Here is a 15,651-nt window from a genome sequence, read left to right on the forward strand (position 1 = left end):
GTGTGGCGGTCACCCTGGAAGAGTGCGCGTAGCCATCGTCTCGGAGTCTTTCCTGCCGAACATGAACGGCGTCGTCAACTCCGTGCTGCGGGTGTTGGATCACCTGGACCAGCACGGTCACGACGCGATGATCGTGGCGCCCGATTCCCTGCGCGGCGCCCCACCCGCACCTCGCTTCCACGGCCGATTCCCGGTGCACCGCGTGCCCGCGATGATGGTGCCGAAGGTGAGTTCGCTGCCGGTGGGCCTGCCACAACCGGGCATCACCGCCGCCATCGCCGCATTCGATCCCGATGTGGTGCACCTGGCCTCGCCGTTCCTGCTCGGCGCGGGTGGGCTCGCGGCGGCGACGCGCTTGGATCTGCCGACCGTCGCGGTGTATCAGACCGATGTGGCCGGGTTCGCCAAAAGCTACGGGCTCGGGCTGGCCGCACGGGCCGCGTGGGCGTGGACGCGCCGGATCCACGAGGGCGCCACCCGCACGCTGGCACCGTCGTCGGCGGCCGCGCACGATCTCGCCGAGCACGGGATTCCCCGGGTGCACCGCTGGGGCCGTGGCGTGGATATCGCCCGGTTCAACCCGGCCGCGCGCAGTGCCGAGCTGCGGGCGAGCTGGCTCGGTGCCGGCGACCGGCTCGTCGTCGGGTTCGTGGGCAGGCTCGCACCGGAGAAGCACGTGGAACGGCTGGCCGCACTGGCCGGTGACCCGTCGATCCAGCTCGTCGTGGTGGGCGACGGACCGGAACGGGCCCGGCTGCGAAGAGTGATGCCGGACGCGGTGTTCACCGGCGAACTGGGTGGCAGCGAGCTGGCCACGCACTACGCCAGCCTGGACGTGATGGTGCATCCCGGCGAGCACGAAACGTTCTGTCAGGGCGTGCAGGAAGCGCTGTCCTCGGGTGTGCCGGTGATCGGGCCCGATGCCGGTGGGCCACGGGATCTGATCTCGCACTGCCGCAACGGGTATCTGCTGCCGGTCGACCGGTTCGCGGAATTGCTGCCGAGCGCGGTGTCGGCCCTGCGTGACGCGGGCCAACGCGGCCGGTTCGCGGCGGCTGCGCGCAAGTCGGTGCTGCACCGCACCTGGCCCGCGGTCTGCACCGAGCTGATGGGTCACTACGCCGACGTCACCGGGATGCGCGAGCGATTGCCGCGCACGGCCTGAGTGGCGCAACCCACCCGCGCTATCGCGGCGAAAAAACTCTAAGCTCGGTGCGTGGCGACAACAGAGCAGCGAGAACCGATTCGGGCTTCGCTGGACAAGCAACCCCACGAGGTCGCGTCGATGTTCGACGGTGTGGCGAAGCGCTACGACCTCACCAATACGGTCATCTCCGGTGGCCAGGACCGGTACTGGCGGTGGGCGACGCGACGTGCTCTCGCGCTGCGTCCCGGCGAGCGGGTCCTCGACCTGGCCGCGGGTACCGGCGTCTCGACCGTGGAACTCGGCAAGTCCGGCGCCTGGTGTGTGGCCGCCGACTTCTCCCAGGGGATGCTCGCGGCGGGCCGGTTCCGGCAGGTGCCGATGGTGGCCGGCGATGCGATGGCGCTGCCGTTCGCCGATGATTCGTTCGACGCGGTGACCATCTCGTTCGGGCTGCGCAATGTCGCCGACATCGATCTGGCGCTGCGCGAGATGCTGCGGGTGACCAAACCGGGCGGCCGGGTCGTGGTCTGCGAGTTCTCCACACCGGTGTTCGGACCGTTCCGCACCGTGTACATGGAGTACCTGATGAAGGCGCTGCCCCGGGTGGCACGCGCCGTGAGCTCCAACCCGGACGCGTACGTGTACCTGGCCGAGTCGATCCGTGCCTGGCCGAACCAGCGCAGGCTGGCCCGCCGGGTCGCGGACGCCGGCTGGGACTCGGTGCAGTGGCGTGACCTCACCGGTGGTGTGGTGGCACTGCACCGCGGCTACAAACTGGGCTGAAACACCGGCGGCGGCGGGGGTGAGTCCGGTCACCCCGACTCGTCCGTGGTCGTGCGCCGACAGCCCGGAATGCGCCCTGATCAGGGGTGATATTCGGGCCGTATCCTCACCGTCGGGATTTCGTCTTGTGAGGTCGATTGTCACCTGGACATAACGTTCGGTAAATCGAGCGCAACGACCGATGCGGATGATCGAGTCATGACAGGGGAAGCGGACGGCCGCGGCACGGACACTGTGCGTACACAGTGCTCGTATTGTGGCGTCGGCTGCGGCATAAACGTCCAGACAAAGACTGATCAGTCTGGTGCGCGGTTGATCGCGAAGGTCAGCGGCGACAAGCTGCATCCGGCGAACGCGGGCAGGCTGTGCACCAAGGGCGCCACCCACGCGGAGATGATGGCCGCGCCCGGCCGGATGGACACCGCCTACCGGCGCCCCGAACGCGGGCAGGTCCCCGTCCCACTGCCGGTCGACGAGGCCGTTCACGAAACCGCCACCCGCCTGCGCGCGATCCTCGACGAGCACGGCCCCGACGCGATCGCCCTCTACGTCTCGGGGCAGATGTCGCTGGAAGCCCAGTACTTGGCCACCAAACTGGCCAAGGGCTACCTGCGGACCAAACACATCGAGGCCAACTCGCGCCTGTGCATGGCCAGCGCGGGCACCGGCTACAAGCAGTCGCTCGGCGCGGACGGGCCGCCCGGTTCCTACGACGACTTCGAACACGCCGACCTGTTCCTGGTCAGCGGCGCGAACATGGCCGACTGTCACCCCATCCTGTATCTGCGTATGGCCGACCGGCTCAAGGCGGGCGCCAAGCTGATCGTGGTCGACCCACGCCGCACCGATACCGCCGCGCGCGCCGATCTGTTCCTGCAGATCGCACCGGGTACCGACCTCGCCCTGCTCAACGGGCTGCTGCACCTGCTGGTCACCGCCGGTGCGATCGACACCGACTTCATCGCCGAGCACACCGAGGGCTGGGACGCCATGCCCGAGTTCCTCGCCGACTATCCCCCGGACCGCGTCGCGGAACTGACCGGCCTCGCCGAAGCCGATATCCGCACCGCGGCCACGATGATCGCCGAAGCCGGCGAGTGGATGTCGCTGTGGACGATGGGGCTCAATCAGTCCACGCACGGCACCTGGAACACCAACGCGCTGGTGAACCTGCACCTGGCCACCGGCACCATCTGCAGGCCGGGCAGTGGGCCCTTCTCGCTCACCGGCCAGCCCAACGCCATGGGCGGCCGCGAGATGGGTTACATGGGCCCCGGCCTGCCCGGGCAACGCAGCCTGCTCTCCCCCGCCGACCGCACCTTCGTCGAAACCGCCTGGGATCTGCCCGACGGCACCCTGCGCACCGAGTCGGGCCCCGGCACGATCGACATGTTCCGCGGGTTGGCCGACGGTGAGATCAAGGCCGCGTGGATCATCTGCACCAATCCCGTGGCCACCGTGGCCAACCGCAAAACGGTGATCGCGGGCCTCGAGGCGGCCGAGTTGGTCGTGGTGCAGGATGCCTACGCCGAGACCGCGACCAACGCCTACGCCGACCTGCTGCTGCCCGCCGCACTGTGGGCCGAAGCCGATGCGGTGATGGTGAATTCGGAGCGCAACGTGACCCTGTTGCAGCAGTCGGTCGACCCGATCGGCGACGCGCGACCGGACTGGCTGCTGATCGCCCAGGTCGCCACGGCGATGGGTTTCCCGGGCTTCGATTTCGCCTCCAGCGCCGAGGTGTTCGCCGAGCTGCGGCAGTTCACCAACCCGGCCACCGGCTACGACCTCAGCGGCATGAGCTACGAGCGTCTGGCACAGGGGTCGATGCAGTGGCCGTGCAATGACGCGGATACCCCGCGCAACCCGATCCGCTATATCAACGACGGCACCCATCAGCCGCTGCACACGGCGGCCGACGGCACCACCCCGCGGCTGGCTTTCGCTACAGCGAGCAGGCGCGCGGTGTTCTTTCCCCGCCCGCATATGCCCGCCGCCGAACTGCCCGACGACGACTACCCTTTCCTGCTCAATACCGGTCGGCTGCAACATCAGTGGCACACGATGACCAAGACGGGCAAGGTCGCCAAGCTGACGAAGCTGAACGGCGAGCCGTTCGTCGAAGTTCATCCCACCGACGCCGAGAAGCTCGATCTGAAGCCGGGCGATCAGCTCGAGATCGCGTCGCGCCGGGGCCGTGCTGTGCTGCCGGTGCGGATCAGCGACCGGGTGCGACCTGGTGATTGTTTTGCTCCTTTCCACTGGAATGACGAACAGGGCGAATACCTGACGATCAACGCGGTCACCAACGACGCGGTGGATCCGGCCTCGTTGCAGCCGGAGTTCAAGGCGTGCGCGGTGGCGCTGCGCCGGGTCGGCCCGGCCGCCACACCTGAGCAAGCACCCCCGCACCCCGCGCAGCTGCCCGCACAACCGGCCGCGCATCCACTGGCCGGGATCCTCGGCCTCGACGCCGGCATCTCCCCCACGCTCAGCGAGACCGAGCGCATCTATCTCGGCGGTTACCTCGCCGCCCTGCAGTCGCTACCGGTGACCGGGCAGCCGGTGCTTCCGGTGAGCGCACCGTTGTCGACACAGTCACGCCTGTGGGTCGACGGACTGCTGGCCGGCATGTACTCCCGCAACGCAGGCGCCGCCACCGAAGCCACCGACAGCCCCGACTCCCACCCGATCACCGTCCTGTGGGCCTCCCAGACCGGCAACGCCGAAGAACTGGCCGCCACCGTCGCGGCCCGCCTCTCGGAGGCGGGACTCACGCCGTCGTTGCTCGACATGGATTCGTGCGAGCTGACCTCGATCACCGGTGACGTTCTCCTCGTCACCAGCACCTTCGGTGACGGTGGCCCGCCGGACAACGGTGCCGACTTCTGGACCAGGCTCGAAGACAGCATCATTCGCCTCAACGGTGTTCGGTACGCGGTGTTAGCGCTCGGCGATTCCTCCTACGACGACTTCTGTGGCCATGGCCGCAAGCTCGACACCCTGTTCGCCGAACGTGGCGCGAAGCGACTGCTGGCGCGGGTGGACAGCGAGCCCGATTTCGCCGACACCGCCGATCAGTGGCTCGACGATGTCCTGATCGCGATCACCAGCGGATCGCCCGACGACGGCGGTCCGACCGGTGGCGCTCCGCGCGGCCGCGATGCCTCGCTCGTCGGCGCATCGAACGGCCGCGATTCGATCGGCACCAGCAACGTTGCCCGGCACGCCGATTCGGGCCGTGCGATGCCGTCACCGGCCGGTCGCGGTGGAACGACCGTGCTCGACCGGCAACTCGCGCCTGCCCGAGCGAAGCGCGCCACCGCCGCTCCGTTCACCCGCCAGTCCCCGGTCCGCGCCACCCTGATGCGCAACGAGATCCTCAGTGCACCCGGCTCACCGAAAGAGGTGCGGCGCTTCGGTTTCGACCTGCACGACCTCGACGCCGGGTACGAAGTGGGCGATTCGCTGGGCGTGCTGCCCGCCAACTGTCCCGATCTGGTCGACGAATGGCTCACCTGCACCGGACTCGACGGCCGGCGCGTGATCGAGGTAGACGACCGCGAACTCACGCTCACCGATGCCCTGCGCACCCACTACGACATCACCAAGGTGAGCCAGGACCTGCTCGGCTTCATCGGCGAGCGCAACCCACACCCACAGCTGGCCAAGCTGCTGCGCCGCGACAATCGCAATGAGCTCGCCTCCTACCTGTGGGACCGCCAGGCGGTCGACGTGCTGCGTGACTTCCCGGTACGCACCGATCTCGTCGACTGGCTGGGCGCACTGAAAAAGCTGCAACCACGCCAGTATTCGATCTCCTCGAGCCCGTTGACCACGCCCGACGAGGTGCAGCTGACGGTCGGTGTCGTCCGCTACGGCGACCCGGTGGGCACCTCGGCGCGGCGCGGTGGGGTGTGCTCGACGTTCCTGGCCGACCGGGGCACGACCGAGGTGCCGATCTTTCTGCAGCGGGCACCGCATTTCCGTCCGCCGTTGGACCCGAACGCCCCGATGATCATGGTGGGGCCGGGTACCGGTATCGCTCCCTTCCGCGGTTTCCTGCACGAGCGCCGGGCCATCGGCGCGACCGGTCGCAACTGGCTGTTCTTCGGCGACCAGCACGCCGCCCAGAACTTCTACTACCGCGCCGAGCTCGAAGACATGTTCCGCTCCGGTTTCCTCACCCGGCTCGACCTTGCCTTCTCCCGCGATCAGCGCGAGCGGGTCTATGTCCAGCACCGAATGATCGAGCACGGCGCCGAGCTGTGGTCGTGGCTGCGCGACGGCGGCCACTTCTATGTCTGCGGTGATGCCGCCCGGATGGCCAAGGATGTCGACGACACCCTGCTGCGGATCGCCCAGATCCACGGAAAGCTGGACGAGGCCGGCGCGCTGGCCTTCAAGAAGCAGCTCGTCGCCGAGAAGCGGTACGTGCGCGACGTGTACTGATCCGATCAGGCCGCCGCGTGGATCGTCGGCGGGTTGAGCCGGGCGAAGTCGGGCAGCCGGTGGTACGGGTAGTAGGGGTACGGGGGTGTCGTCGCACTCGCCGCATCGAGCGCGGCCAGGTGTTCGGGGTCGAGCTGCCAACCGACCGCACCGAGGTTCTGGCGTAACTGCTCCTCGTTGCGGGCGCCGATCAACACCGTGGCGACCGTGGGCCGGGTGAGCAGCCAGTTCAGCGAGATCTGCGGGACGCTGCGGCCGGTTTCGGCGGCGATACGATCGAGCACCTCGACAACGTCGTAGAGCCGTTCATCGTCGACGGGCGGACCCGCCTGAGCCGTCTCGTGCAGTCTGCTTCCCGCCGGAAGCGGTTGTCCGCGACGGATTTTGCCGGTGAGTCTGCCCCAGCCGAGCGGACTCCAGACGATGGAGCCGACGCCCTGGTCGGCACCGAGCGGCATCAGTTCCCATTCGTAGTCGCGACCGACCAGCGAGTAGTAGACCTGGTGCGCCACCGGCCTTTCCAGGCCGAGAGCCTCGGCGGTAGCGAGTGTTTTCATCAGTTCCCAGCCGGCGAAGTTGGAGACGCCGAGATAGCGGATCTTGCCTGCCCGCACCAGATCGTCCAGGGCCGTGAGTGTTTCCGCCAGCGGTGTACCCGCGTCGAAGGCGTGCAGCTGGAACAGGTCGAGGTAGTCGGTGCCGAGGCGGCGCAGCGAGGCGTCGACGGCGCGGATCAGCCTGGCGCGGCTCGAGCCCGCCTCGTGGGGGCCGGGGCCGGTGGGCAGCGCCGATTTGGTCGACAGCAGCACCTGTTCGCGCCTGCCCTTGATCGCCGCGCCGAGTACCTCCTCCGACGCGCCGTCGGAATAGACGTCGGCCGTGTCGAACAGGGTGACGCCGGCCTCCACGCTGATGTCGATCAAGCGCCTGGCCTGCGCGGCATCGGTATCACCCCATGCGCTGAACAGCGCACCGCGACCGCCGAAAGTACCCGCGCCGAAGCCGAGTGCCGGAATGAGAAGACCAGATGCGCCGAGCCGTCGGTACTCCATGAGAGCTCCTAAAGGGTCTATAGTTTCGTTAACACGATCGACAGTACACCCGATGCGCGCTAAATGAAACAGGAGTTCCGTTATGGACCACGACATCGCTTGGCCGGGCTCCGTTCGGCCTGGTGGGCGCACCGCCCGGGTGCGCGAGTCCGTCCTGGAAGTGGCCGGTGATCTGCTGGCGGACCGCGGATTCGCGCACCTCGACCTGACCGAGGTCGCCGCCGGTGCCGGGGTCGGCAAGACAACTGTCTACCGCCGCTGGCGCACCCCCGCGGGGTTGGTCGCCGATCTGCTCGTCGACATGGCCGAGCAGTCACTGCCCCGCGCCGACACCGGCTCACTGCTCGACGATCTGACCGCGAACGCCCGCCTGGTGGCGAAGACTCTCGCCGACGGTCGCCAGAGCAACCTGTTTCGCGCGGTCATCGCGGCCGCCACCTGCGACGATGCCACCGCCGCCGCGCTGCACACCTTCTACGACACCCGGCTCAACGAATGGGCGCCGTGTGTCGAGGCCGCCGTCATCCGTGGCGAGGCGCCCGTCGGCACCGACCCGCGCGCCGTGCTCTCCGCGGTCTCCGCGCCCCTCTACTACCGATTACTGGCCAGCGGCGATCCCATCGACGACGATATCGCCGACCGATCGGCTCGGGCCGCCGCCATCGCCGCCGCCGCGGGGACATTCGTCATCGCCGCGGAGAGCCTCGACGACTGAACGCCGGGGACAACGGAGCGCGGTGCTAGGCGACCACCGGGGAACGCCAGGCCGGGTCGCGACCGGTGAGACCGAGCAGCCGATCGAAGGCGGGAGCGTCGGCCGGGATCTCGACGACCGGGCCGAACAAGCCGGGAGTGCCGGCGGGGTCGGTCTCGCGCAGGAACTCGTGCAGAATCGCGAGGTCCGCGGGGGCGACGGTCACATGCTGTCCGGTGGCGACGGCGAGATCCCACGCGTGGATGGTGATCTCGTCGAGCGCGACGATCGCCATGACCGCGGCGGGCAGCTCCACTCCACCGGCCTCGGTGTCACCCTCCCATGCCTCGGGCACGCGCCACACCGACGTCAACGTCTCGAGCTGCGCGGCGATGCGAGTGCGCCAGTCATCGGGCAGCGGGCTGTCGGAACCGGCGGGCGGTGGCACGGACCGGCCGATCGACTCCTTGGTCGCGGCCTGGCGGAACGCCTCGGTCAGCCCGACCACGTGGGCGAGCAGATCGCGCACCGTGGACTCGGCGCACGGCGTCGGGTCGGCGAGCTGGTCGTCGGTGATGCCGTCGACGACCGCGGCCAGCGATCGGGCGGCTGGTTCGAAATCGAACTGTGGGTCCATGAGCGCTCCTCAGCGATGGCAGGTGGCTGCACTCATGCAGACGACACCGTCGCCGGAAAGTCATCGGTGCGGGTTGCCGCGGGCACCGGATCGGCGCACGCTGGACAGCGCAGGACCCGATCAGCGTCACATCACGTCCGAGGCTCAACCGATCGAGCAGGCCGACGAACGAGGAGCACCGATGATCGACTACGAAAGCTCTCGCCCACTGGACGAGGTCCCCGAGGCCGATCGCGTCGAACAGGAACAGTCCGCCTTCCGCGATGACGACCCCGACGATCCCGCCTACTCCGACGCCGCCGACTACACCGACGAGATGGCGGCCACCATCGCCCGTGAGGCCGAGACCGCGAATCCGGCCGACGTGATCGAACAGACCATCCCCGTCCCCTTCGACGAGGGCGGCGAGGAGTTCACCGTCGCCGAGGACGGCTGACCGGCGCGACAGCGTTCGATCGCCGTTCGCGCCCGGCCGCGGCGAGGGCGGAAGTTCGCCTAACCGGCGATCTTCGTCCGTAGACCCGCGTGCAGTTCACGCAGGCTGGAACGCTCGGTCGCCACCTCGAGCACCCGCAGACCGTGCGCGTCGGCGGCCAGTTCCACGGCCAGTTCGGCGGGATCGAGCTGACGGTGCGGGATGCGGTAGGCGGCACACAGCGCGGCCAGATCCATGCCGTGCGGTGTGCCGAAAACCCGCTCGAACACACCCGCGTACTGCGGATCGCCCTGTTCGAGCAGCTCGAAGATGCCGCCGCCGTCGTCGTTGGCGACGACGATCGTGAGGTTGTCCGGGCGTGGTTCGCCACGACCGATCAGCAGACCGGACGCATCGTGCAGAAAGGTGAGGTCACCCATCAGCGCCACGGTGCGGCCCGGATGCGCCAGCGCGGCACCGACGGCACCGGAGACCGTGCCGTCGATCCCGGCCACGCCGCGATTGGACAGCACGCGGATACCCGGCCGTGGATGCGAGACCAGGGCGGCGTCGCGCACCGGGTTCGACGCACCGAGCAGCAGCTGATCGCCTTCGCGTAGTCCATCCATGACCACGGCCGCCACATGCAGGCCGGTCGCCTTGGGATGCGCGGCCAGCTCGGCCCGCACCACCGATTCGGCCTGCTGGTTCAGTTCGGAGCAGCGCGCCAGCCACGCGGGCGCGGGCGCGCCGGTGGTCACCGCGCGAGTGCCGGTGCCGACGACATTGCCGGAGACATCGGGCCAGCGCGGACCGGTGGTGAGCGCGAACACGGTGACGTCCGGATCGGCCAGCACGCGCGAGACCTGCCGGTGCAGGGTGGGGCGACCGGTGATGATCGCCTGGGTGGGCTTCAGCAGCGACAGCGCGAGCGGATGCAGGGCGGGACCGTGCATCGGCGCGGTCGGCTCGGCCACCGTCGGCAGCGCGGCGAGTTCGGGCAGCAGCCGGGCGCCGTGGCCGGAGATGACGACGGTGTCGGGCGTCAGATCGATGTCGAGCGGCACGTCGAGGGTGGCGTACTGGGTTGCCGTCCACGGCCGTTCGCCCTCGCGGCCGAGGGGCAGCGGGTCGTCGGACAGCTCCGGGACCAGCGGTTCCCGCAGCGGGATGTCGAACTGGACCGGGCCCGCGTTGCCGGAACGGGTTCCGCGCGCGGCGGCGAGCACCCGGCACACCGACGAACGCCACACACTGTTCTGTCGCGGGTAGGCCGACTCCCCCGCTTCGGCTTCGGCCAGCCCGAGGCTGATCGTGGCACGCACCTGAGAGCCGAACAGCCCGAGCTGTTCCACCGTCTGATTGGCGCCGGTACCGAGCATCTCGTAGGGCCGGTTGGCACTGACGACGATCAGCGGCACCCGCGCGTAGTTGGCCTCCAGGACCGCCGGACCCAGGTTCGCCACCGCCGTGCCGGAGGTCATCACGACCGGAACCGGCCGCCCCGACGACACCGCGAGACCGATCGCGAGAAATCCCGCGGTGCGCTCGTCGACGCGCATGTGCAGCCGCAGCTCGCCCGCCGCGTCCGCCGCCTGCAGCGCGAAGGCCAGTGGCGCGTTACGCGATCCGGGGCACAGCACCACTTCGCGGACGCCGCCGCGGACGAGCTCGTCGACGACCACTCGAGCCTGCGCAGTAGACGGATTCACAATCACAGCCTGTCAGACCGGCGCGCACCCGTCTGCCCCCGGCCCGCGTTGCGTGCGTCACCGAGCCGGACGGCGTATCGATATACGAACGCCTCAACCAATTACCGAAGAGCCGGACAGCTATTCATATCCAGCAGCAACCGATATTCATGAAATCGCAAAGAGAACAACAAAAGAAAGAAATCCGGCGACGAGCAAGACGCCCGCCGCCGGAATTTCCGCCAACCCGGTAAAAGGCCGGCCGAACGAAGAGTCAGCTCACTCCGCGGGGGCGGTGAGATCCTGGATGCCCGTGATGGACTCGATGATGTTGAGAACAGCGGAGGTGGCGCTGTCGGCAGCGGCGCTGCCCGACTCGAGCACGCCGGAACCCGAGGACGAGCCGGTCAGCACGTCAGCCGAGCCGGTGGAGGCCTCGGCGGAGCCGGTGTCGGCGCTCGCGACGGCGGGACCGAAGAACATGACAGCGGCGGCAGCGGCAGCACCGGTGGCGGCGAGGGTCTTGCGAGAGATCATGTGAGCAAACTTCCTTTCGACCTGTGCAATGCAGTCACTTGAAGCAATTCACCTTTCGAATCGCTTGATTGGCAACGTAACCGATAAGGCCGGGTAGTTGTCAATCGCGAAGATGACGCACGCGCATATGACGAATTCGTGGCAACCCGCAATTATCCTGGCGTTCACCGGAGCGGTAATATTCCTCACACAGACCGACCCGGAATTTACCGCCGACCGGGAATCGATGTGTCCGCCACCACCGCACACCCCTGTTGCGTGAGGGTGGTCACCCACGAACGCGAAAAGGCCGGTGCGGTTCGGTTACCCGAACTCACACCGGCCCAATCGGACGATCGCGGCGAGGGCTACCTCGCCTTACCGCTCAGCCTGCGTGCTTCTGCACCAGATCGCCGACGCGCGGCAGTGCCTCGATGACGTGCTTCTTGGCCGAACCACGCATCGACGAGTACACCTTCTTCAGCGCAGGCCGGGTGGACGACTCGGCGCGGGCGTCGGTGACGGCCAGCAGCGACTCGGCAACCTCATCGGACTTCGCGGCCAGCAGATCGGCGAAGGTGCCGGTGCCGGAGGTGGTGAACTCCGCCCAGTACGGCTGGAGCTGATCGAGCAGTTTCGGCGCCAGCGACGCGAGGCCGTCGGGAACGATGGTCGGGCTGATCTTCTTGACCGCCGCGTAGCCACCCTTCACGGCCAGGCCGGACGCACCACCTTTGTCCGAGACCTCGGCGTCGAGCACCTCGACGGCGTCAGCAAGGAAAGCCGGACGCTTGGCGTCGTCGAGCAGGGATTCAGACAGTGCTGCAACCACTTTCAGGTTCCTCCGGATCGGTTCGATGTACGAGCAGGCGCAACTATACGCATCGGGTACTCAGAGTATGCGGCGACCGCTCGAGCTGCAGTGTTGCGACCTCGTACCGCGACGTCGGAAGGTAGGGCAATAATCGTGGTCGTGACTTTCGATCCGAAGCTGTGGCAGCCCGTCCCCGGGTTCGAGGACCTGACCGACATCACCTATCACCGCCATATCGAGCAGGGCACGGTGCGGGTCGCGTTCGACCGGCCCGAGGTCCGTAACGCATTCCGTCCGCACACCGTCGACGAGCTGTACCGCGCGCTCGATCACGCGCGGATGAGCCCCGACGTGGGCGCGGTGCTGCTCACCGGCAACGGTCCGAGCGAGAAGGACGGTGGCTGGGCGTTCTGTTCCGGTGGTGACCAGCGCATCCGCGGCCGCAACGGCTACCAGTACGCCGATGGCGAGACCGCCGACACGGTCGACGCGGCGCGCGCGGGCCGACTGCACATCCTCGAGGTGCAGCGGCTGATCCGTTTCATGCCCAAGGTGGTGATCGCGCTGGTCAACGGTTGGGCGGCGGGTGGCGGGCACAGCCTGCACGTGGTCTGCGATCTGACACTCGCCTCGCGCGAGCACGCGCGGTTCAAGCAGACCGACGCCGATGTCGGTTCGTTCGACGGTGGTTACGGCAGCGCGTATCTGGCGAAGATGGTGGGCCAGAAGTTCGCCCGCGAGATCTTCTTCCTCGGCAGGCCGTACACGGCCGAGGAGATGCACCAGATGGGTGCGGTGAACAAGGTCGTCGATCACGACGAGCTGGAGAACGTCGCGCTCGAGTGGACCGCCGACATCAACGGCAAATCGCCACAGGCGCAGCGCATGCTGAAGTACGCGTTCAACCTGCTCGATGATGGCCTGGTCGGTCAGCAGCTGTTCGCGGGCGAGGCGACTCGCCTGGCGTACATGACCGACGAAGCGGTCGAGGGCCGAGACTCGTTCTTGGAGAAGCGCAAGCCCGATTGGACGCCCTACCCCTGGTACTTCTGAGAACGGACACCCCATGGAGATTCTCAACAGCCGGATCATCGTGCGTCCCAGCGACTACGGTCGCACGCTGGCGTTCTACCGCGACAGCCTCGGCTTGGCGATCGCACGGGAGTACCCGGGAGGCACGGTGTTCTTCGCCGGGCAGTCGCTGCTCGAGGTCGCCGCACACGGTGGCAGCGGGCAGGCAGGCAGCTTCGACGGCGCGATCTGGTTGCAGGTGCGCGATGTCGAGGACGCGGCGGCGGAGCTGGCGCTGAAGGGAATCGAGATCGAGCGCGCACCGGTGCTCGAACACTGGGGTCTGTGGGAGATGTGGGTGCGCGATCCGGACGGGGTCGCCATCGTTCTGGTGCAGGTTCCCGCCGAACATCCGATCCGGCGGGATCAGCGCTGGTCACCGGAGTGAGAGGGCTGTGCCCGCGGCCGAGCCGAGTTGCCGATGACGGCTCGGCCGCGCACGATAGCTGCGAGCAAGCGCCCGACCGACGCCGTCCGGACCGCAGTGCGAGTGGTGTTGTCCATCTACTGAATCGCAGTCGCTATGTCTGGCTTTCCCGACCCGTTTCCCGACAAACCGACCCGTTGGCCGGGTCTTGTCGGTCGCATGACACGATCGAAGCCGTGAGGGCGCGCGGCAAGCTGTTTCCGGAGGTGGTGGGCATGAGGGAGCACAGCGAGCGAATCATGTGCCAGCGCGCGATGCGCACGGTGCGGCCGAGCGCCAGCGAGGCCGCGGCGTGAGCAGAACCCTGCGGACGCTGCAGATGCCGACCGGCGCCGGGGTGAGCGAAGTGATGCCCCACCTGCGCCAAGCCCTCGACGGCAGCGGCCCGGCGTGGCTACCGATCCCGACCACCGATCGCCGGGAGGCGCGCAGACTCTCCGACGCGCTCAAACCGGGCGATCCGATCGATGACGACGTCGCGCTGGTCGTGACGACCTCGGGCACCACCGGTATCCCCAAGGGCGCGCTGCTCGGCGCCGAGGCACTGCGTGCCAGCGGTAACGCCACCCACGACCGCCTCGGCGGGCCGGGCAGTTGGCTGCTGGCGCTGCCCACCCATCACATCGCCGGTATCCAGGTACTGCTGCGCAGCATTCTCGCCGGTACCGAGCCGACCGTGCTCGACGTGTCGGGCGGATTCCTGCCCGAGGCGCTGGCCGGCGCTGTCGGCGCGATGCGCGGACCGCGTCGCTACACCGCACTGGTACCCACCCAGCTGATCAAGTCGCTGGATTCGCCGATAGCGGCCAAGGCGCTGGCCGAACTCGACGGTGTCCTGGTCGGCGGTGCGGCCACGCCCGCGCCGGTGCTGGACCGGGCGCGCGACCTCGGTATCACGGTGGTTCGCACGTACGGGATGAGCGAGACCTGCGGCGGGTGCGTCTACGAGGGCGTGCCGCTCGACGGCACCGAGGTGCGGATCGAGGACGGTCGCGTCATTCTGGGCGGTGCGATGATCGCGCGCGGTTACCGCAATCTGCCCGATCACCCGGCCTTCGCCGAGCCCGGCTGGTTCCGGACCGAGGACGCGGGCTCCTTCGACGACGGTGTGCTCTCGATTTCGGGCCGCCTCGACGAGGCGATCATGACCGGCGGACTGCTGGTGATTCCACAGGTGGTGGAGGCTGTGCTGGCCAACCACCCCGGTATCCGCGAATGCATCGTGCTCGGCCTGCCCGATGAGCGGCTGGGTCAGCGGGTCGCGGTCGCGATCGTGCCGACACCCGGTGCCGCGCCGACGCTGGACGAAATACGTGCCCACGTGGTGGCCGAACTCGACTCGATCGCCGCGCCGCGTGAACTGGCCGTCCTGTCCGAAATCCCGCTCCGCGGCCCCGGCAAGCCAGACCGCGCGGCCCTGCGCACGCTCCTGCTGGCCGAGTAGCCGCACGACGACAGCGCTGCGCAAGGGGCGTGCAAGTCGGGGTGGGCACGGTAGTGCTCATGACTTACACACCCACTTCATCCCTCGCCGTCGAGGCGGACGGGCTGGTCAAGGTGTTCGGGAAGCAGCGGGCGGTCGACGGGGTCAGCCTGACGGTGCCGCGCGGCGCTGTGTACGGCGTACTCGGACCGAACGGCGCGGGCAAGACCACGACCATCAAGATGCTGGCGACCCTGCTCCGCCCCGACGGCGGTAGCGCCCGGATCTTCGGCCGCGACGTTGTGGCCGAACCGAACGCGGTGCGCTCGCTGATCGGTGTCACCGGCCAGTACGCCTCGGTCGACGAGGAACTCACCGCCACCGAGAACCTGATCATCCGACCGCGAGATGGTCAACGTCGGGGACGTGCTGCGCCTCGCCGACGCCGCCGAGGACGACCACCCGATGCTGGTCGCGCTCGGCAAGGACGTCGAGGGCGGCTACGTGATGTCGAACCTCGCGAAGATGC

At 68.4% G+C, this 15,651-nt stretch carries 14 protein-coding genes; 9 read left to right on the top strand and 5 right to left on the bottom strand.

The genetic code is table 11. The annotated features are described in order from the left end of the window. Nucleotides 1-22 precede the first annotated feature (22 nt). The 3 genes from ACFWF3_RS04225 to ACFWF3_RS04235 all read left to right on the top strand — a co-directional run bounded on the left by ACFWF3_RS04225 (nucleotide 23) and on the right by ACFWF3_RS04235 (nucleotide 6,382). The gene (locus ACFWF3_RS04225; RefSeq protein WP_379312390.1) at nucleotides 23-1,165 is read left to right on the top strand and encodes a glycosyltransferase family 4 protein; all 1,143 of its coding nucleotides are present in this window, start codon (nucleotides 23-25) and stop codon (nucleotides 1,163-1,165) included. A gap of 51 nt (nucleotides 1,166-1,216) precedes the next feature. Then, nucleotides 1,217-1,930, top strand: coding sequence for a demethylmenaquinone methyltransferase (locus ACFWF3_RS04230; protein ID WP_378990977.1), 714 nt, complete (start codon nucleotides 1,217-1,219; stop codon nucleotides 1,928-1,930). 198 nt (nucleotides 1,931-2,128) lie between these two features. Next, on the top strand, nucleotides 2,129-6,382 hold the full coding sequence (locus ACFWF3_RS04235; protein WP_379312382.1) for a molybdopterin-dependent oxidoreductase: 4,254 nt from the start codon (nucleotides 2,129-2,131) through the stop codon (nucleotides 6,380-6,382). 5 nt (nucleotides 6,383-6,387) lie between these two features. Here the strand turns inward: ACFWF3_RS04235 and ACFWF3_RS04240 are convergent, their stop codons facing one another. Continuing rightward, nucleotides 6,388-7,434 (bottom strand): aldo/keto reductase, encoded by a 1,047-nt coding sequence (locus ACFWF3_RS04240; RefSeq protein WP_379312383.1) that lies wholly within the window; start codon nucleotides 7,432-7,434, stop codon nucleotides 6,388-6,390. 82 nt (nucleotides 7,435-7,516) lie between these two features. Between ACFWF3_RS04240 and ACFWF3_RS04245 the strand changes: the two genes are divergently transcribed. Next, nucleotides 7,517-8,149 (top strand): TetR/AcrR family transcriptional regulator, encoded by a 633-nt coding sequence (locus ACFWF3_RS04245; protein ID WP_379312384.1) that lies wholly within the window; start codon nucleotides 7,517-7,519, stop codon nucleotides 8,147-8,149. A gap of 25 nt (nucleotides 8,150-8,174) precedes the next feature. Here ACFWF3_RS04245 and ACFWF3_RS04250 read toward each other — a convergent pair whose 3' ends face one another. Beyond that, entirely contained in the window at nucleotides 8,175-8,765 is a 591-nt protein-coding gene (locus ACFWF3_RS04250; RefSeq protein ID WP_379312385.1) for a TIGR03086 family metal-binding protein, read from the bottom strand. Between the two features lie 181 nt (nucleotides 8,766-8,946). Between ACFWF3_RS04250 and ACFWF3_RS04255 the strand changes: the two genes are divergently transcribed. After that, nucleotides 8,947-9,201: a hypothetical protein gene (locus ACFWF3_RS04255; protein ID WP_379312386.1), complete on the top strand. Its 255-nt coding sequence runs from the start codon at nucleotides 8,947-8,949 to the stop codon at nucleotides 9,199-9,201. A 59-nt stretch (nucleotides 9,202-9,260) separates the two neighbouring features. Here ACFWF3_RS04255 and menD read toward each other — a convergent pair whose 3' ends face one another. The 3 genes from menD to ACFWF3_RS04270 form a co-directional block, all read right to left on the bottom strand. After that, the gene (menD, locus tag ACFWF3_RS04260; RefSeq protein ID WP_379312387.1) at nucleotides 9,261-10,892 is read right to left on the bottom strand and encodes a 2-succinyl-5-enolpyruvyl-6-hydroxy-3-cyclohexene-1-carboxylic-acid synthase; all 1,632 of its coding nucleotides are present in this window, start codon (nucleotides 10,890-10,892) and stop codon (nucleotides 9,261-9,263) included. A gap of 258 nt (nucleotides 10,893-11,150) precedes the next feature. After that, on the bottom strand, nucleotides 11,151-11,408 hold the full coding sequence (locus tag ACFWF3_RS04265) for a hypothetical protein (RefSeq protein WP_378990990.1): 258 nt from the start codon (nucleotides 11,406-11,408) through the stop codon (nucleotides 11,151-11,153). 364 nt (nucleotides 11,409-11,772) lie between these two features. After that, nucleotides 11,773-12,219: a DUF6918 family protein gene (locus ACFWF3_RS04270; RefSeq protein ID WP_056814402.1), complete on the bottom strand. Its 447-nt coding sequence runs from the start codon at nucleotides 12,217-12,219 to the stop codon at nucleotides 11,773-11,775. Nucleotides 12,220-12,360: 141 nt separating this feature from the next. On the opposite strand from ACFWF3_RS04270, the gene ACFWF3_RS04275 reads away from it, so the two are divergent. The 4 genes from ACFWF3_RS04275 to ACFWF3_RS04290 form a co-directional block, all read left to right on the top strand. Beyond that, nucleotides 12,361-13,254, top strand: a complete 894-nt coding sequence (locus tag ACFWF3_RS04275; RefSeq protein ID WP_056816187.1) for a 1,4-dihydroxy-2-naphthoyl-CoA synthase — start codon at nucleotides 12,361-12,363, stop codon at nucleotides 13,252-13,254. A 13-nt stretch (nucleotides 13,255-13,267) separates the two neighbouring features. Continuing rightward, the gene (locus ACFWF3_RS04280) at nucleotides 13,268-13,660 is read left to right on the top strand and encodes a VOC family protein (RefSeq protein ID WP_379312388.1); all 393 of its coding nucleotides are present in this window, start codon (nucleotides 13,268-13,270) and stop codon (nucleotides 13,658-13,660) included. A gap of 358 nt (nucleotides 13,661-14,018) precedes the next feature. Next, nucleotides 14,019-15,143 carry an o-succinylbenzoate--CoA ligase gene (menE, locus tag ACFWF3_RS04285; protein ID WP_379312391.1) on the top strand — a complete coding sequence of 375 codons (1,125 nt, stop codon included), beginning with the start codon at nucleotides 14,019-14,021 and terminating at the stop codon, nucleotides 15,141-15,143. 59 nt (nucleotides 15,144-15,202) lie between these two features. Then, on the top strand, nucleotides 15,203-15,651 hold a 449-nt coding region (locus ACFWF3_RS04290; RefSeq protein WP_379312389.1), incomplete at its 3' end, for an ATP-binding cassette domain-containing protein.

The sequence above is a fragment of the Nocardia sp. NPDC060220 genome (assembly GCF_042727815.1).
Lineage (GTDB): Bacteria > Actinomycetota > Actinomycetes > Mycobacteriales > Mycobacteriaceae > Nocardia.